We start from the raw sequence: 17,065 nt of genomic DNA, 5'->3' as shown, positions 1-17,065 counted from the left end.
CACCGGCCGCCGTACACTCCGGGCATGATAAAGCGATTCGCAACGGCCCTGGTTCATGTCTGGAGCCCGATCCTCATCGCCGTGGCGCTTGGCGGTTGCGCCCGCGACGCGCGCCTCGCGGACCAGCATCTCCGCCGCCCCGTGGTCCGAACCGTCGAGCATTTTGGCATCCGCCTCGATAAGGAGGCGACCCCCAAGCAGGTGGCTTACGTACTGCTGCGAGCCCTCCACGACGACGTGTTTGCCAAGTCGGCGGCGGAGCGCGAATCGGCGCTGGACGTTGAATTCGATGTGGTTGCGGCCGATCAGTTGCGGGGAAACTCCAAGGGGAGCGAGGCAGAGGACGAGGCCCTTTTCCGCATCGTCTATCATTGGGCGCCGGCCGTCGGCTATTACGCGAAGCAGCTTCCCGTGGACTGGGAGTCGGCCGAAAAGCGCTTCGCCCAGTTGGGCCCGCGCCCCGTTCGCCGCGGTGGCGTCGACACGGAGGAGAGCTATGTGCTGCTCGAGTTGGCCGATCCGCAAGGCGATCCCGATGCCAGCGTCGTGCTGAACGTGAGTCTTGTCCGCGATTCGGGCTATTGGCGGGTCATCCGCTTGGCCTACGAGCCGAGTGCCCGGCATTTTGCCAGGCCCGTTCCCCAGACCGGCAAGGGATGATCCCGCGTCGGACGCGCCACTCACCCGGCGCAAACGCCATTTTCTTGATGCAACACCTGCTATGGAACCCGCAGCCATCACCATCAAGGGTGCTCGCGAACACAATCTGCGCGGCGTATCGCTCACGCTCCCCCGCGGGAAGCTGATCTGCTTCACCGGTGTCTCCGGCAGCGGCAAGAGCAGCCTGGCGTTCGATACGCTCTTTGCCGAAGGGCAGCGCCGGTATATTGAGTCGCTCAGCTCCTACGCTCGGCAGTTCATGGGCCAGCTCCCCAAACCCGACGTCGAGCAGATAACGGGCTTGAGTCCGTCAATCTCCATTCAACAGAAAACCGGCGGATGGAACCCACGAAGCACCGTAGGAACGGTTACGCAGATTCACGATTTTCTCCGCGTGCTATTCGCTCGCGTCGGGCGGCAGCATTGCCCGTCGTGCGGAAACGTCATCAGCGCGCAATCACGCGAGCAGATCATTGCCCGCATTCTGGGACTCCGTCAAGCGACGAAGTTTCTCGTCCTTGCCCCTGTCATCCGGGGGAAAAAGGGCGAGTACAAGGACCTGTTCGAGGACATGCTTCGCTTGGGCTACGCCCGCGCGCGGGTCGACGGCCGGGTCGTCGCTTTGAGCGACGCCCCCTCGCTTTCCCGAAACATTCGCCATGACATCGAGATCGTCATTGACCGGCTGGCCATTACTCCCACCGTGCGCCCGCGCCTGGCCGAAGCCGTGGAAGCCGCCCTGAAGCTCAGCGAAGGCACAATGATCGTTTACGCGGTGGCTGGTGATGACCCAAGTGGCACTTCCAGCTTGTCCACGGGAAACGACAGAGCGGATTCGCCCGGACTGAAGGCAGTACCTCAGAAGACATCGCTCAGGCGTAGTAGCACCCTGCGAAATCGCAAGAGCCGTGGCTCGAATTCCGAGTCCTCTGCGGAGGACATCTTACTGTCATCGCACTATGCTTGCCCCACGTGCGATCTCAGTTTCGAGCCACCCTCGCCTCAACTCTTCAGCTTCAATTCGCCCACGGGAATGTGCCAGCAATGCGACGGCCTCGGCACGGTCTTCGATTTCGACCCCGACAAGCTTGTGCCCCATCCGCGGCGATCCTTCCTCGGTCTGGCCATCGAACCCATGCGCACCAAGATCGGCCGCTGGCGCCGGCACATTTATGAAGCCGTGGCCCGCCATGTCGGATTCGATCTCAAGACGCCGTGGGAAAAGCTGCCCGAAAAAGCCAGGCGGGCCCTGCTCTTTGGAACGGGCGACACGCACCTGACCTTCGAGTGGCGCTTCTCCGGCGGCGTGTGGCGTCACGGTGGGACGTTTGACGGCGTACTGGCCGAGCTTCGCGAAAAGCACCGCAAGGCCCGATCCAACATGGTTCGTGCCTACTACGAAAAGTACATGCGGCAGACGCCGTGCAGCGCGTGCGGCGGCACGCGGCTGAACGCCCAGGCCCGAGCGGTTCGCCTCGGCGGCAAAACGATCACCGAAGTCTGCGGCCTGTCCATCAGCGAAGCGGACGAATTCTTCGCGAAGCTCGACTTCTCACCCACCGAAGCGCGCATCGCCGTCGATGTGGTCCGAGAGATCCGCGGCCGGCTGGGCTTCCTCCGCGACGTGGGTCTCGACTACCTCACGCTCGACCGCACCGCTCCCACCCTTTCCGGCGGTGAGTCGCAGCGCATACGCCTCGCCAGCCAGATCGGCGCGGGACTGGTCGGCGTGCTTTACATCCTCGACGAGCCCAGCATCGGCCTGCACCACCGCGACAACCAGCGCTTGCTCGATTCCCTCTGCCGCCTTCGCGATCTGGGCAACACGGTTATCGTCGTCGAGCACGACGAGCAGACCATGCGCGCGGCCGACGTCATCGTGGACTTCGGCCCCGGTCCGGGCGTCCGCGGCGGCGAAGTCGTCGCCCAGGGCAACCTCGAAGATCTCCTGCGAAACGAACGCTCCCTGACGGGCCAATTCCTGCTCGGAAAGGAACGCATCGAGATTCCCGCAAATCGCCGGCCGGTGGGGAAGAGAGTGACGAAGCAACGGAGCCGCGCAGCCACGAAGGGCAGGAAATAGCTTGGTGTGCCGCGGCTCTTGGGCAATGAATATGGGGGGCTGGAGAAATTAGCGACTATTTCGACGGACGAGCACCACACCAATTCCGCCTTTGATCCCCTCATCGGAGACCGCGCCGAGCGGCGGCGCATCATGAACGATCATCTCCTCAACATGTCTCCTGCCCAGCGTGACCCGCGCATGCAGGCGCATCTTACCCAGACCCGAGGAAAGGAATGAAACGCGCGAATGCTCCGCGCGGCGATGGATTGGCGGCTGCAAGTGCTCATACGGCGAATACGGGAGCTGTGGAGAGAGTGGCAGTTTTGTAGCGTCATCTGCACCCGCCGTGCGTCCCTACCCCCTATCCGCCCTCAACCGTGTGAACCAACAATGCATTATCCGTCGAACCGAGTTCCTCTACGCCCCGGCCGGCAATCACCACCACACAGTCGCCACTCTTGCATAGCTTCCGTGCCAGCAGCGTCCGGTCCAGCTCGTGGAGCATGTCGCGCACGCGTGCCGGACGTGGAATGGTCAGCGGAAACACCCCGTAGTACAGCGACATGCGCCCGCAAACGGACTTGTCGGCGGTAATGCCCACCACCGGCCGATTCAGGCGGCACTTGCTCAGCAGTCGCACCGTGTGCCCGAAACGCGTCCATGCGGCCACGAGCACCGCCTCCGCCTGTCGTGCGAGCACGTCCGCGGCCCGCGCCATCGCCTCCGTCTCGGGGTACTGCGTTGCCACGGAATCCGCCGTAAAGGTCTCGGCCCTACGCACGACATACGACTCCGCCTCGGCGGCAATCCGATTCATCGTCGTGACGCTCTCCACCGGGTATCGTCCGACGGATGTCTCCGCACTGAGCATGACGGCATCGGCCGCGTCGAAAACTGCATTGGCCACGTCGCTGACTTCCGCGCGCGTCGCATAGGGCTCGTTGACCATCGACTGGAGCATCTGCGTGGCGATGATCACGGGCTTGGCGGCGGCCTGGCAGCGGCGCGTGATGTCTTTCTGCACGAGGGGGACCCTGGCCAGATCGAGTTCCACCCCGAGATCGCCCCGAGCAACGAGCACTGCGTCGGAGCGGCGGATGATCGCATCGATGTCGTTAAGCGCCTGGGGCGTCTCGATCTTCGAAACGACGTGCGGACCTCGATTGGGATCGGGAAGCAGTCCGCGAAGCTCGTCCACGTCGGACGCCTTTCGCACGAACGAGATCGCAACGTACTCCACGCCATGCTCGCACGCCCAAGCCGCGTGCCGGCGATCGTCATCGGTCAGTGCCGAAACCACCAGATCGCTGTCGGGCAGATTGACGCCCTTGCGTGTGCGAATCGTCCCCCCGACTTCGCACACGCAGCGCAGGCGCCCCGGAAGCACCTCCGCCACGCGCAGCGCGATCGAGCCGTCGTCGATCAGCACGCGGTGGCCCTTTTTCACTTCATCCACGATTCCCGGCCGGTTCGTGGATATTCGTTGCGCATTACCCAAGACCGTCCCGCCGACGATGTCCAGCTTGTCGCCCTCGCCAATGTTCACGCCGCCGTTCTCGACAGGATCGACGCGAACCTTGGGCCCGCATAGATCGGCCATCACCGCAATGTGGGTGTCGAGGTCCTGGCATATCTTTCGGATGCGTTCGTAACGGGCGGCGTGCTCTTCGAGCGAACCGTGTGAGAAATTGAGTCGGAAGACGTCGACGCCGGCATGCAGCAGGCGACGTATGACCGCCTCGTCGTCCGATGCCGGTCCCAGCGTGGCGATAATCTTCGTTCGAATCACGTGCGGTGCTCCAAAAATGGACACAAGCATCTTACGGTCATGGGTTCGAACCGACCATCGCAGGCCATCGAATCCCTCTGGCGAATTCTTCAAGAAAACAAGGGCCATGCCATGCAATACGGGCTCGGCCTTGGCGTTTGGCGGGGTAACGAGCCGGGGAGTCCCGGCGGGGGAATTCGAGTGAATGATCAAGGAGAGCGAGCAATGTTGCGACGACTGCTGACGGTGGGGGCGCTGGTAACCGTGATGTCGACCGGAGCGTGGGCACAGGAGCGGGCGGCGGACGACGAGCGCCAACCCCGGCCGCGCGTCCTCACCGCCCGGTGCCTCCACCGCATGGGCCACGCCACGGAGCGTACGTCCCGGAATATGCGCATGGTGACGAACCGCTGCGTGGTGCAAATCAAGCAACTGATTCATGACGGGCAAACCGACGAAGCCGCGGCGGCGGCCGCGGCCTGCACGGAAGCCGTGACGGACCTGTCCGGTCGCGGAACGGAGCGCATCGACGAAATCGCCACGAAATGCACGGACCTGCTCTCGAGTCTGGAAGAGGAAGTTGCGGATCTCATCGGCGTGATCGAGCGCGCAACCGAGCGGGCCAAGACGATCATCGCCAGCCATCTCGCTCGAAGCCTGGAACGCATCAACGGGGCGCTGGAGTCGTAGTAGGCGCCGCACTTGAACACGGATGCGATGTGGAGCGGGCGGAGACGATCCGCCCGCTTCCTCGCGCGCCGCGCGACAATTCCGCGAATCGGCCATCCCGAATGATAACTCCGCACCGATCGAAACTTGCATCACAATTCACACGAAGTTCACAGACACGCGGCGTCCCTGGCCGATTGACCGCGAAACCACGTCCGATTAGCGTCCCCGCAGCATCTGGCGAGAAGTGTCATCATGTTGGCACCATGTTCCCCGGCAGCAAGCATTACGGAGTAGCTGACCAATGGGTTTCGCATCCGGGTCGATGACCTTTCGGCGGTTCTTCCTTTCCGGCCGACATCCCGAACGGCTCACCGAAGACGGGCTGGCAGCCGTCGCCGCGAACGCCCACGGCCGCCGAGGATACGACCCGAAGCAGCTCGTTGAGTCGGGGTGGATCGTTCCCGAGCATGTCTTCGACGTGGACTTTTCCTCCTCGCATCGCATCACCTGCGGACCGTTCGTTTTCCTCGGGCTGCGCGTCGATCGCCTGTCGCCGCCACCGGCCGTAGTCGCGGGGTATCGCAAGATGGAGGAACGCGCCTTGCTCGTTGACGCGGAGGAGGGTGCAACGCTCGGGCGCGCCGAGCGACGCCTGGCGAAGGAGACGGCCGAGCGCCGCGCCCAGGAGGAAGCCCGACAGGGCGCCTTTCGACGCATTAGCGCCTATCCGCTCCTGATCGATCTCGAGAACGGTGTGGCCTATTTCGGAAATCTGGGGAAGACGCCCGGTGAGATCCTCACGCAGCTCTTCGCGGATACGTTCGACATCACACTTGTTCCCGCGTCCACGGGGGAGCTGACGACGCGCTGGAGCGAGAGAACGGGTCGTACCCGGTGGCTCGATGACGCACTTCCCGCAATGCTGGTCGAACCGCCTTCCGACGCGGATGCGCGAACGTCGCTCACCTTCCCCGGAGCGGACCGGTCGTTCCTGGGCCGCGAGTTCCTTGCCTGGCTCATGTTTCGCGGCGACGCGGGCGAGGGGCTTTTCGAGGTCGTCGGACGCGGCGGCGTCTCCATCGCCGTACATCGACTCATGGCCATGTCCTGCGTGTTCCAGTTGAGCGGGAGCATGAGTATCCGCTGCGACGCACCGGCCGAGTCCCCCGAGGTGCGAGCGGCCCTGCGTATCGGCAAGCTTCCCTCGAAGCTCGGCTTGTTGGCCGAGTCAGGCTCCCAGGCGTGGTCGCTCACCCTCGACGAAGCGGGCTCCGTGAGCGGACTCGTCATCCCGCCGGCCGAGGATGTCGACGACGGCTGGGCGCTGCTCGAGCACCGCTTCCTTTCCATGCGCGAAGCGGCATCGACCCTGGACGGATTGTGGGGTGCATTTCTTGAGACTCGCCTGGGCGAGGACTGGGGTGCGGAGCTGGAGCGAATGTCGAACTGGGCGCGTCGGTCCCCGGCAACCGAATCCGAAAGGCGACGCGCCACGGCCTAGCGCCCTTCCCTTTCTACGCAGCGAGCCGCAGGCTGCTCTCCTTTACGCGAAGCGTCAAGGATCAGCCTGCGCGGTCATCCAAGGGTGGCCCATCTCATTAGTGATGGGGGCGCGATTCCATCGCGAATCGAAATCGCTCCTCCATCGCTCAAGCGGTGGGCCGCCCGTCAGGGCCAAGATGGATTCTTGCGTCAATCTGAGAGACTTGATCAATCGAATGAATAGCGCGGCGATGCGTCATTCCGCTTTCTGAATTCCGAATTCACCATTCACCATTCCCTACCACTCCCACCACCAGAGCAGTCCCGGAACGCGCTTCAGCGGCGTGGCCAGGTTGCCGTTGAAGCGGCGGACCATGTCGCACAGTTCGCGCGTGAAGGTAACATGGTCGAATTCCTCGGGCAGCATGACCACGTATTTCTGCCCGGACTGCGCCACCGGCTTGGGACCGGGCAATATGCGCCGTTCGCCGGTGTGACCCACGACCAGCACGTCGAATTCCCCGAGCAGGCGGGTCACCTCCGCGATCAATCCCACCGCGTCGTCGCAAACGATGTCGAACCCATAGAGGTCGTCCTTGTACCCCGGCGGGACGGTCGGCTCCTTCATGATCTCATAGACCACGCCCAGACCCGTTTGCTGCTTGAGCGATCCCTTGTCCGCATCCATCGATGCGATGCTCTCGGCGCTGCCCGTCAGGCTCATGAAAATGACGCACTTCTCCCCGAACTTGTCCGCGATGATCTTGTCGATGTTCCCGCTGTGATCGGCCACGAACCGTGCCCCCCGGTTCAGCAGCCCGGGCATGTCCTTCCCGATCAGCCAGAGCGCTGCGTGCGCGTCCCGTGCGTTGGATGCCATACCCTGCTCCCCTGTGCCTCGCGGTCAACACGAACCCGTCCCGATGACCGATTATAGCCCGGACCAACTCCGCCGGTAGCCGCCCGGCAGGTGGGTTTCTCAATTGTGATTTCGACCCTGGCGCGTACAATACGGGTGTTCAGTTCGCCATACGCTGCCCCGACGCGAGACCGCGCCGACGCGCTCCGCCGGGCCGCGATTCTCCCGGAGTCATTGAATGTCCGAGGTGTCCGAGCAACCCGCCGAACGCATACGCAATCATCCCCTCATCGAGGAGATGCAGGACTCCTACCTGACCTACTCGATGAGCGTCATCATGTCCCGGGCCCTGCCCGATGTGCGCGACGGGCTCAAGCCGTCCCAGCGCCGCATCCTCGTCGCCATGAACGACCTCAACCTCGGCCCCCGCGCCCAGACCCGAAAATGCGCCAAGATCTGCGGCGATACCAGCGGTAACTACCACCCCCACGGCGAAGGCGTCATCTATCCCACCCTTGCCCGACTCGCCCAGCCCTGGAACATGCGCGAACCCCTCGTCGACGGCCAAGGCAACTTCGGCTCCGTCGATGGCGACCCGCCCGCGGCCATGCGATACACCGAAGCCCGCATGACCTCGGCCGCCACGCTCATGCTCGACGATCTCCAGTACGAGACCGTCGACTTCGAACCCAACTACGACAACTCCCGCACCGAGCCCACCGTCCTCCCCGGCAAGTTCCCCAACCTGCTGGTCAACGGCGCCACGGGCATCGCCGTCGGTATGGCCACCAACATCCCCCCGCACAACCCCGCGGAGGTTTGCGACGCGCTCCTTGCCTACCTGGACAACCCCGGCATTACCGTTGCCGACATCTTGAAGTTCCTCCCCGGTCCGGACTTCCCCACCGGCGGGCAGATCTGCGGCCGCCGCGGCATTGTCGATGCTTACACCACCGGACGTGGCAGCATCGTCCTCCGCGGCCGATGCCACGTCGAGGAAAGCCGCACCGGCAAAAAGACCATCGTCATCGACGAAATTCCTTACGGCGTTCTCCGCAGCACCGTCACCGAGAAGATCGCCCTCGGCGTCAAGGCCGGGCACATTCGCGATGTCTCCGCCGTCAACGACGCCTCCGACCGCAAGCACGACGTCCGCATCGAAGTCGAGATCAAGCGCGACGCCAACGAAGACGTCATCATCAACCAGCTTTACCAGTACACGCCGCTCCAGTCCGGCTTCCACATCATGAACATCGCCCTCGTCGGGCGCCAGCCGCGCACCCTGCCCATCAAGCAGATGCTCGGCCTCTACGTCGACCATCGCAAAGAGGTCGTCCGCCGCCGCACCCAGTTCCTCCTTCGCAAGGCCAAGCAGCGCGCCCACATCCTCGAAGGCCTAATCCTCGCCGTCGGCGACATCGACGAGATCATCGAAATCATCAAGCGTTCGGCCGATCCGCCCACCGCCCGCCAGAACCTCATGGACCGCCCGCTGCGCCTCATCGAGCACGCCACGCTCCAGCGCCTGCTGCCGGAATCGTTCGTGCGTCGGTTCGGTACCGGCGAGCACCACCTTACCGCCGTCCAGGCCAACGCCATCCTGGCCATGCAGCTTCAGCGCCTCACCGGCCTGGAGCTCGAAAAGCTCGGCGGCGAGTACGCCAAGCTGGTCGAGGAGATCGAAGGCTACGAGGCCATCCTCCGCGATGAGCGCCTCGTCCTCGACATCATTCGCGAGGACCTCCACGAAGTCCGCGAGAAATTCTCCCGCAAGCGCCGCACGGAAATCACCGAAGGCGTCGGCGAGTTCCGCATGGAGGAGCTCATCCCCGACGAGCAGACCATCGTCACCATTTCCCACGAGGGCTACATCAAGCGCACCGACATCGACTCCTATCGCAAGCAAGGCCGAGGCGGAAAGGGCATCCGCGGCGGAGCGGCGAAAGAAGGCGACTTCCTCGCCCATCTCTTCGTCGTCTCCACGCACGACTACCTGCTCTTCTTCACCAACCGCGGCCGGGTCTACTGGGCCCGCGTATACGACCTGCCCGCGCTGAGTCGCACCTCGCGCGGCCGGTCCATCGCCAATCTCCTCCAGATGCAGCCCGGCGAAACCCACCGCGCTGTCCTCGCCGTCAAGCAGTTCGAGGAGGATTTCGTCTTCTTCGCCACCGCTCGCGGCACGGTGAAAAAGACCCCCATGAGCGCCTACAGCCGCCCGCGCAGCAGCGGCATCATCGCCATCTCCCTCGACGCCGACGACGAACTCATCAATGTCGAACGCACCTCGGGAAGCAACCACATCGTCCTCGGCACGCGCAACGGTATGGCCGTCCACTTCGACGAGTCCAACGTTCGCGCCATGGGCCGCGGCGCTCACGGTGTCAAGGGCATGACCCTCGAGGCCGACGACTCCATCGTCTCTCTCGTGGCCATCGACCCCGGCGGATCGTTGCTTACGGTCTGCGAGAACGGCTACGGCAAGCGCACCAACATCGACGAGTACCGCAAGACCAAGCGCGGCGGCAAAGGCGTCATCAACATCCGCGCCACGGAACGCAACGGCCGAGTCGTCGCCATCGAGGCCGTCTGCGACACCGACGAACTCATGTTCATCACCGCCAAGGGCATGATGCTCCGCACCGACCTGTCGCAGCTCCGCGAGATCGGCCGCGCCACCCAGGGCGTCCGCCTCATCCGCCTCGATGAAGGAGACTCCGTCGTCGCCGTGGCCAAGATCGCCCTGGAGTCGGAAGAAGTGAAAAAAGTGGTCGGCGAGGGTGACGCTGGCGACTCGGAGTCAGCCAGCGTCGACGCAGTCCGCGATGTTGCCGAAGGTGAAACTTCCGTCGAAGATCCGGAAGCCGACTCGGAATCGTCCAACGGCGACGCTCCGGAAGATCAGACGTAGGGTCCGCCGCGCGGACCATCTCGTACGGTGCTTCCCCCGACGCACCTCTTCTGAGCCGCAGGCTTCTGCCCGCGCGGACGTTCGTTTTCGATTGCCTGCGGCAGGCGTGTTGCCCGCACGCCTCATGAGTTCGCGCGCCATGTCCCCGCTTCGTGGACCTGCTCTTGAACGTAGGGCATTGCGGTTCGCGTGTCGCCAGACACGCGGTTCGCATGCCTGAACTATTCGACGTTCATCACCCCACCACGCCATCCGTGTTCAATCATGTTCGACTGCGTGCGCCTCCACCATCACCGCACCGGCACATCGCGAATCACGATTTCCCCGTCCCAGATGTCGTAGCAATCAACCGTATGTATCGCCACGTCCCGGCTCGAACGAAGTATCACGTCAAAGCGATTGACCTTCCGCGGCGCAAAAAATTTGCTTGCCAGGAAAATCCCGTTGACCCGTCCTTTAGGCCACAGAACCTCGCCGGCCGGAATCAGCTCCGCATCGATCTGTAGAAATACGTCAAATCCAAGGTCAATCTCACTCGGTCTTTTCTGCGTCAAATCAAAACAAATGCGGGAAACCAGGTTGGGCTTGGGACCCTCTGATTTTCTGAACTCGGCTTTGATGTCTCGCCGGATTCGCCGCGTCAATTCGGGCTGGTCAATCCGACGAACCGGGTCCGGAGCATCAGATGGGAATACCTCATAGGGCAACTCGAACGGCACTGACTTCTGATATACGTCCGCAGATCCGTCATCAAGCCTCCATGACATTCCGCTGTCAGGATCGGCGATTCGCTTCATTCGTGTTGGATCGGTCAGTCGAATTCTCAAATCCCCCCGTACGACGTGCTTTCCTTTCCGAAATGTCGTTGCCTCGTATTTGGCAGAATTATCCCATGGCAATTTAAACGTTAATCCAAGAAACCTGCTCGCGAATGGCGGAGCAATCGACCAAACGCCCCGTCCACCCTTCAGATTCGCGATCTCGACACGTGGCTGATACTGCACCGATCGTGAGCTGCGGCTTCGGCTGTGAAGTTCGAGGACGAGCGGTTCCCACACCCGCACCCGCTCCCTCACCTTCACCTCGGCCCACACCAGCGATCCCAGGAACGCCTCGCGATCTTCCTCCGACAATCGCCCAGCGACTTCCAACATCCCCAGCACGTTCGCCCACACCTCCGGCACCTCTTGCGGATACGTCTCCGTCTGGCGCGCCATCGCCGTCCGCACGACCTTGTCCAACTCCTCCGGCGAGAGCATCTCGAAGCGCACGCGCCGGCTCAGCTCCTCCCCGGCCGCGCGACTCTCCCGCGCCGCATACAGCACCCAGTCCAGCGGGCAGTAAGGGTACCAGTTGAGCTTCAGTGCCCGCGCCCCCGAGAGCGCCCCGCCGCCCAGAACGAGCATGCTCGCAACCACCGCCGCCGAGATCAGCGCCGGCCGATTCCGCGCGCGACGCCGGAACCGCACCGTCTTCACCCCGATCGCCGTCCCGCATTCCGGACACCGCTCGCCCGTCAACGACGTTAGGTTGTACCGGCAGCGCGAGCAGCGCGGATCGTCATCGACCATCCGCCCCCTCAGACCGATAACCAGCAGGACCGCCAGCAAGGCAACCAGAATCCCTGCGATCAGCGTCATTTCACGATTATTCTACCACTTTCCCCCCGCTCAGAAGTGCGAACAATATGGAGCCCTAGGCGAGGCGCGCCTCGCTTTCGCACCCCGAATCCCGCGTTCATCGCTTTCCATGGTTTCCCCGTCACCCTTGTTTCCCCCGTTCCGGCCGCCATAATGGACTGCGACCTGCGGCAAACTCCGCGGGTATGACGATAGGACGTAGGGTGCGGTGTGCGGACCAACCCGGTAGGGTGCGTCCCCGACGCACCTCTTCCTGGGTAGGGTGCATCTCGATGCACCTCCTTGCGAGCCGCAGGCTTTAGCCTGCGCGGGGGATGGGAGCGAAAAGGGCGCGAACGTTTGTTCTGAGCCGCGTGGCTTTTGCCCGAGCGGGGTGCCATGCCCACGCCTCGTGGGCATGCTCCTGAGGGGTGCATCTCGATGCACCTCTTCTGATCCGCGGGCCTTGGGTTCGTTGATCCCGGAGACCTCTCCGATGAACCGATTCGGCAAACTGCTGGCCGCGATCCTCTTTGCCACCATGAGCCTGCCCGCCTTCGGACAGGTGCTGATCGACAACGGCGGCTCCGCATTGGACAACGCCTCCGGTGGCGCTGTCCGAGGCCGGGCACCGGGCATCCGTGTCAACCAGGGCGTAGCGCAGCACGTCAATTTCGGCGGAATTCCCAACGTGACCGAACCCGCTCCGCAGGAAAACGCCGCCCGGCAGTATCTCCTCGTCGAGTCCATCAACACCGTTTTCGATCAGCTTAACTCGGCCATTCTGCTCTTCCGTGAGCTACTCCTCGCTCGCGCCGGCCGACCGTCATCCTTTCCGACAGGCAACAAGGCGACCGATTCCCTTGCGGCGGACGGTACCCCGCCGACCGGCCGACTGGTCAAGGGTGCGTTGGAGCGCCTTCAATCCGCCAACGAATCCAGCACCGCGCAGCGCACCATCCCCGCCCGCAAGCAATGATCTTCATGTGCAGTTCGTCTGCCCCTGTGCGACTCTTCCGTCCCCCTGATCCTGATGCCATTGCTTCCCATCCGCGCCTCAGCGCCTTTTTCCAATTGCCTGTTGCCTACTGCCTATTGCCTCTCTTTCCCCTTCCTGCTCCGTGCCTTCGCGCCTATGTGCCTTCGTGCCTTCTTCCCTCCCAGTTACCGGACCTTGCCACGATTTCCCCGGATTTTCTTGACCGGACAGGGCTCACGGCGTACAAATGGGATTGCTATAGGACAATACCGTTGCGTCGTTAGACCGGCAGGTTGGGTGAGCGCTCGATATATCTGATTCATTCGACGATTATCATTCGTCCTTCATTCATCGAATCGGTCGCCATCGTACTCGCTCCTAACACTCCTGCCTCACCACGACACCCGGCCATTCCCGCACGGTAGCGGCGCGGACATTGTTCCGCTTCGCAAGAGCCCGATTGCTCCGCGATGTTTCGCGAGGATCGGCTCGGCGACCGTCCTTGCCACCAGAATGCTCAGAAGCGCCCGTGCGGTCCGCCCTCCCGGACTGCATCAGGCTCAATCACGTCGTCGGGACCGCGCCGCGCGGCGGTGCGGGAACCCGGCGACGGAGGTCATGCCGCGTTGCGGAGTCGGCCAGGGGGACACGGCCGACCTCGTACCGGCGGCTTGGTGAGCGTCGTTCCGAGACAGTGGGATTCTTCGGGCCCTACAACTGGGGTTCGCACCGGCGAGGGAACCAACTGCACCCCGCGCCGGGGATGGCGGGCGAAGGTTGACTCGGCCTTGGGGAAGACGGGCCGGTTTGCACAGCGGACCGTCGCGCGAGTGAATCCGGAACGACGCTCGCCTTCTTTTCACCCCGCTGTTCATCGCCTCCAGAAGTGGTTATCCTTCCAGCTGAATCAGAATTTTCTGAAATATTTGAAAGGAAAGCACGTGCAGCCGGACCCGATTCGCGCCGCGGCCAACCTCTTCATTCGCCGTTGGGGGGAAATGGGGGCAAGCTGGGGCATCAGCCGTACCATGGCCGAGCTTCACGCCCTCCTTTATCTCGCTCCCGAGCCGCTCTGCACGGACGACGTCATGGAGCAGCTCTCCATCTCGCGGGGCAGCGCCAGCATGAATCTCCGCGAGCTGGTCAATTGGGGCTTGATCGACCGCGTTCATCGTCGCGGCGACCGAAAGGAGTATTTCCAGGCTCAAAAAGACGTCTGGCAGATGTTCGAGACGATCGTCCGCGAGCGCCGCCGCCGGGAAGTCCTGCCCATCGTGGAGACGATCGAACGCTGCATGGCCATGCTGAGCGAAGCCCATGCGGGCAATGGCGGCGCAGACGCCGATGCCCATGAGGGGCTCAAGCAGCGCTTGTCCGAGATCCTGGAGTTCTGCGAGGTGATCAACAAGCTGTTCCACCTGATGACGACACTCGGGCCGGGCAGGATCCGACAATTGCTCAAGCAGCTTGAAGTGCCACTGACTTAGTCGGGAAAGTAGGGCTGCACGCGGCCGGGGCGACATCCGCGGCATTCCGAAATGCGTGTTCTCGTCGCCGCGGCCGATTTCACAATATTCCTCTTCGCGAATCGAATAGAGTGCCGTAATGGGCCGTTGCGGTCCCGCTGGCCGTGATCCGGCGGACCCGAGTCCCGCGGGGCGGTTGCCCCCGGGCGACAGGATCGTTTTTTCCGCGAGCGGAGTTGAGGCCATGAACCAGCAGATTCGCCATCGAATGTCGCCGTTGACCGCGTTCTTCATCGGGCTCTTCGGGCTCGGTATCAGCCTGGTCGCCAGTGTCACCGTATTGGCACTCTACGGACTGAAGATCGTGGACTCCGCATCGTTCCAGGTCGTGCAGGTCGTTTCCGACACGATTCAGAACCTGCCGGACATCGTCGACGACGGCCACGACGTGCTCAGCAAGCTGCTTCACGACGAGCGGGCCACGGGTTATGCGAAGAACATCGAGGTCGAGGCGACCCTGCTGGGCGACACGCAGACCGGGCGGGTTTACCCCGCCCTGAAGATTCGCAACAATGGCGACCGCGAAGTGACCCTGCTCGGCGTCCGCGTGGCGGCGCTGGACGACGCCGGTGTTGCCCGTGCGGAGTGGACGGAGGTCGTGGCCACACCGCTGACCATCGAAGACGAATGGCGCGGACCGCTCCAGCCCGGTGCGACCCGGCACGTTGTGGTGCGGTCATGGCGGGGCATCGGTATCCCCGCCAAGGACGAGCGCTTCCACCCGGCCGTGGAGATCACCGACGTTCGCGCCATGCGAGAGGACGTGCCGGCGGTGGTGAGCGAAGACGCCGTGGCCAACGGGCAATAGGAAGAAGGCACGAGGCTGAAAGAAGCCACGAAGCCACGGAGGGAAGAGAGGCCACGGGCGCAAGCAGGCTGTTCGGTGGGCCGGCGAGCGATTCGCGAGAACCGGTCAAATGGGAGATATCGGTTCAAGAGGGCGATGCTGGAAAGGGAGGGGCACCTGTTCATGCTGGCGGAAATCGAATGGAACACAGCGACGTTGAGCGTCGTCCTGGGCTGCCTGATCCCGATCACCGGGATTGTCGCCGTGGCCTGGTACAGAATCACGAGAGTCACATCGGAAAACGCGATGAAGCAACGGATGGTCGAACGGGGCATGACGGCCGACGAAATCGAGCGGGTCATCAACGCGACCTCGCTGACAGATCAGCATTGACGAAGAACAGGGAGAAGCCACGAAGAGGGAAGATAGGCAATAGGCAATGGGCAGTAGGCAATAGTAGGAAGCCACGAAGCGACGTAGCCACGGAGCCACGAAGGGGAAGAGGGAAGAGAGAAGAATGCGCGGCGGCGGCCGGATAGCGGCTGTCGCCGCGTTGTCGTATTTGGGGGGTGGGTTAAGGATGGAACGGGCGAATCCCCGAGATCGAAAATGTGTAGAATGAAGACGGTATCGCGGGCGTTGGAAACAGCAGGCCAACTCGGCGATCCATCGTCTGCGGAATCGAGGACGGGCGGTGATTTGCGCGTACCCGCTCCGGTACCCTTTTTCGGGGATGTGCTATGCTTTCCATTTCCGTAAGCGTATTGCTTGCCGTGCTCGCCTGTTCACCGCCGACCGCGGCGGTCATCATCGAGTCTGTGGAAGGGGAGTCGTCGACTCCGATACGCGCCTTGCCTTGCGCACCGATTTTCGTGCCGCTTAGGGTCTCGGTTCGAGGAGATTCCTCCCGGGCGACAATACAGGATGCGCTGAACCGCCTTGCTGCACACACAACGATTGACGGTGAGAGCTATCTGAACGAATTGGCCAATTTGGAGGCAAATGAAGTTCTCGGGCTCATCGAGGACCCAAGCTTCAAGCCCCAGCCTCCGCCACCAAGTAATCGAACCACCTTTCGGGCGGTCGCCCAGTTGTTCTGGAACTTCAAAGAGAATGACTGCACTTTCCCTGGAAAGGGGGTGCACACGGTCGGTTTGGAACCGTACTACGAATTCCAGGTGGTGGTCGATGACGTTTCGTCGAACGACTTCGAGGTCGTCCGCGCGATCCGCAATGCTCCATCGTGCGTGACAGAAATTCTGCTGGGTTTGCGAAGCTCGAAGGATCGAGATGCTGGGGCCTATATCGAAGCGTTAATGGCGCGGTTCCCGGAATCTGCGTATCGAGACATGCTCTCGGTATCATTGGGACTGAGGAAGGTGGCCGACGTGCTCCCCGATCCTGAGAAGGGGATTGCACAGTATTTCGTGGACAGGGACGCGCTTGAGCGTCGCTATTTTGTTCCCGCTTTTGAGGACGGCATTCAGTCGCTGCATGAGGCCGTTGCGGCCTACACGTACGTCCATGATCTGCTTGCGCGAGAAAAGCTAATGCCTGGGCAGGAAGCCGGCCACTCGCAGTCCGCGCTGCTGGAAGCGAAGTCTCTGCTTGCCAAGCTTCGCGAATCTGCGGTCTCCTTGGATTTCGCAGAGAAGTGCGCGAAGGACATCGAGCGCTTCCAGCGGAAGTAGAGATTCGACAATAACGGGTGATCGCGCAGGCGCCGGGTGGAGACGA

General features: G+C 62.8%; 14 protein-coding genes. 11 read left to right on the top strand and 3 right to left on the bottom strand.

What is annotated here, in order from left to right; translation table 11 throughout:
• The first annotated feature begins 24 nt into the window (after window positions 1-24).
• The 3 genes from J5J06_13495 to J5J06_13485 all read left to right on the top strand — a co-directional run bounded on the left by J5J06_13495 (window position 25) and on the right by J5J06_13485 (window position 2,962).
• Window positions 25-660 (top strand): hypothetical protein, encoded by a 636-nt coding sequence (locus tag J5J06_13495; GenBank protein ID MCO6438102.1) that lies wholly within the window; start codon window positions 25-27, stop codon window positions 658-660.
• 61 nt (window positions 661-721) lie between these two features.
• A complete protein-coding gene (gene uvrA, locus J5J06_13490; GenBank protein ID MCO6438101.1) occupies window positions 722-2,743 on the top strand; it encodes an excinuclease ABC subunit UvrA in 2,022 nt (673 codons plus the stop codon).
• A gap of 18 nt (window positions 2,744-2,761) precedes the next feature.
• Window positions 2,762-2,962 (top strand): hypothetical protein, encoded by a 201-nt coding sequence (locus J5J06_13485; GenBank protein ID MCO6438100.1) that lies wholly within the window; start codon window positions 2,762-2,764, stop codon window positions 2,960-2,962.
• A 124-nt stretch (window positions 2,963-3,086) separates the two neighbouring features.
• Here the strand turns inward: J5J06_13485 and pyk are convergent, their stop codons facing one another.
• Window positions 3,087-4,514 carry a pyruvate kinase gene (pyk, locus tag J5J06_13480; protein ID MCO6438099.1) on the bottom strand — a complete coding sequence of 476 codons (1,428 nt, stop codon included), beginning with the start codon at window positions 4,512-4,514 and terminating at the stop codon, window positions 3,087-3,089.
• Between the two features lie 204 nt (window positions 4,515-4,718).
• Between pyk and J5J06_13475 the strand changes: the two genes are divergently transcribed.
• Together J5J06_13475 and J5J06_13470 are read left to right on the top strand one after the other, a co-directional pair.
• Window positions 4,719-5,183, top strand: a complete 465-nt coding sequence (locus J5J06_13475) for a hypothetical protein (protein ID MCO6438098.1) — start codon at window positions 4,719-4,721, stop codon at window positions 5,181-5,183.
• Between the two features lie 283 nt (window positions 5,184-5,466).
• On the top strand, window positions 5,467-6,666 hold the full coding sequence (locus J5J06_13470) for a hypothetical protein (GenBank protein ID MCO6438097.1): 1,200 nt from the start codon (window positions 5,467-5,469) through the stop codon (window positions 6,664-6,666).
• A gap of 279 nt (window positions 6,667-6,945) precedes the next feature.
• Here the strand turns inward: J5J06_13470 and J5J06_13465 are convergent, their stop codons facing one another.
• The gene (locus J5J06_13465) at window positions 6,946-7,527 is read right to left on the bottom strand and encodes a hypothetical protein (GenBank protein ID MCO6438096.1); all 582 of its coding nucleotides are present in this window, start codon (window positions 7,525-7,527) and stop codon (window positions 6,946-6,948) included.
• A 217-nt stretch (window positions 7,528-7,744) separates the two neighbouring features.
• Between J5J06_13465 and gyrA the strand changes: the two genes are divergently transcribed.
• Window positions 7,745-10,417, top strand: coding sequence for a DNA gyrase subunit A (gene gyrA, locus J5J06_13460; GenBank protein ID MCO6438095.1), 2,673 nt, complete (start codon window positions 7,745-7,747; stop codon window positions 10,415-10,417).
• Between the two features lie 290 nt (window positions 10,418-10,707).
• Here the strand turns inward: gyrA and J5J06_13455 are convergent, their stop codons facing one another.
• Window positions 10,708-12,057: a hypothetical protein gene (locus J5J06_13455; GenBank protein MCO6438094.1), complete on the bottom strand. Its 1,350-nt coding sequence runs from the start codon at window positions 12,055-12,057 to the stop codon at window positions 10,708-10,710.
• A 475-nt stretch (window positions 12,058-12,532) separates the two neighbouring features.
• Between J5J06_13455 and J5J06_13450 the strand changes: the two genes are divergently transcribed.
• From J5J06_13450 to J5J06_13430, 5 genes are all read left to right on the top strand, one after another.
• Window positions 12,533-13,015: a hypothetical protein gene (locus J5J06_13450; GenBank protein MCO6438093.1), complete on the top strand. Its 483-nt coding sequence runs from the start codon at window positions 12,533-12,535 to the stop codon at window positions 13,013-13,015.
• A gap of 941 nt (window positions 13,016-13,956) precedes the next feature.
• On the top strand, window positions 13,957-14,502 hold the full coding sequence (locus J5J06_13445; protein MCO6438092.1) for a transcriptional regulator: 546 nt from the start codon (window positions 13,957-13,959) through the stop codon (window positions 14,500-14,502).
• A gap of 223 nt (window positions 14,503-14,725) precedes the next feature.
• Window positions 14,726-15,349, top strand: coding sequence for a hypothetical protein (locus J5J06_13440; GenBank protein ID MCO6438091.1), 624 nt, complete (start codon window positions 14,726-14,728; stop codon window positions 15,347-15,349).
• Window positions 15,350-15,484: 135 nt separating this feature from the next.
• Window positions 15,485-15,721 carry a hypothetical protein gene (locus J5J06_13435; GenBank protein ID MCO6438090.1) on the top strand — a complete coding sequence of 79 codons (237 nt, stop codon included), beginning with the start codon at window positions 15,485-15,487 and terminating at the stop codon, window positions 15,719-15,721.
• 347 nt (window positions 15,722-16,068) lie between these two features.
• Window positions 16,069-17,019, top strand: a complete 951-nt coding sequence (locus tag J5J06_13430) for a hypothetical protein (GenBank protein MCO6438089.1) — start codon at window positions 16,069-16,071, stop codon at window positions 17,017-17,019.
• Window positions 17,020-17,065 lie beyond the last annotated feature (46 nt).

It is taken from the genome of Phycisphaerae bacterium (assembly GCA_024102815.1).
Lineage (GTDB): Bacteria > Planctomycetota > Phycisphaerae > UBA1845 > UBA1845 > JAGFJJ01.
This window is presented reverse-complemented; position numbering and strand designations above follow the sequence as displayed.

What these genes read in the sequence shown, in the direction of transcription:
- J5J06_13495 (MCO6438102.1), top strand. Translation starts at nt 25, where the DNA reads ATGATAAAGCGATTCGCAACGGCCCTGGTTCATGTCTGGAGCCCGATC.
- uvrA (MCO6438101.1), top strand. Translation starts at nt 722, where the DNA reads ATGGAACCCGCAGCCATCACCATCAAGGGTGCTCGCGAACACAATCTG.
- J5J06_13475 (MCO6438098.1), top strand. Translation starts at nt 4,719, where the DNA reads ATGTTGCGACGACTGCTGACGGTGGGGGCGCTGGTAACCGTGATGTCG.
- J5J06_13470 (MCO6438097.1), top strand. Translation starts at nt 5,467, where the DNA reads ATGGGTTTCGCATCCGGGTCGATGACCTTTCGGCGGTTCTTCCTTTCC.
- J5J06_13465 (MCO6438096.1), bottom strand. Translation starts at nt 7,527, where the DNA reads ATGGCATCCAACGCACGGGACGCGCACGCAGCGCTCTGGCTGATCGGG.
- gyrA (MCO6438095.1), top strand. Translation starts at nt 7,745, where the DNA reads ATGTCCGAGGTGTCCGAGCAACCCGCCGAACGCATACGCAATCATCCC.
- J5J06_13455 (MCO6438094.1), bottom strand. Translation starts at nt 12,057, where the DNA reads ATGACGCTGATCGCAGGGATTCTGGTTGCCTTGCTGGCGGTCCTGCTG.
- J5J06_13450 (MCO6438093.1), top strand. Translation starts at nt 12,533, where the DNA reads ATGAACCGATTCGGCAAACTGCTGGCCGCGATCCTCTTTGCCACCATG.
- J5J06_13440 (MCO6438091.1), top strand. Translation starts at nt 14,726, where the DNA reads ATGAACCAGCAGATTCGCCATCGAATGTCGCCGTTGACCGCGTTCTTC.
- J5J06_13435 (MCO6438090.1), top strand. Translation starts at nt 15,485, where the DNA reads ATGCTGGAAAGGGAGGGGCACCTGTTCATGCTGGCGGAAATCGAATGG.
- J5J06_13430 (MCO6438089.1), top strand. Translation starts at nt 16,069, where the DNA reads ATGCTTTCCATTTCCGTAAGCGTATTGCTTGCCGTGCTCGCCTGTTCA.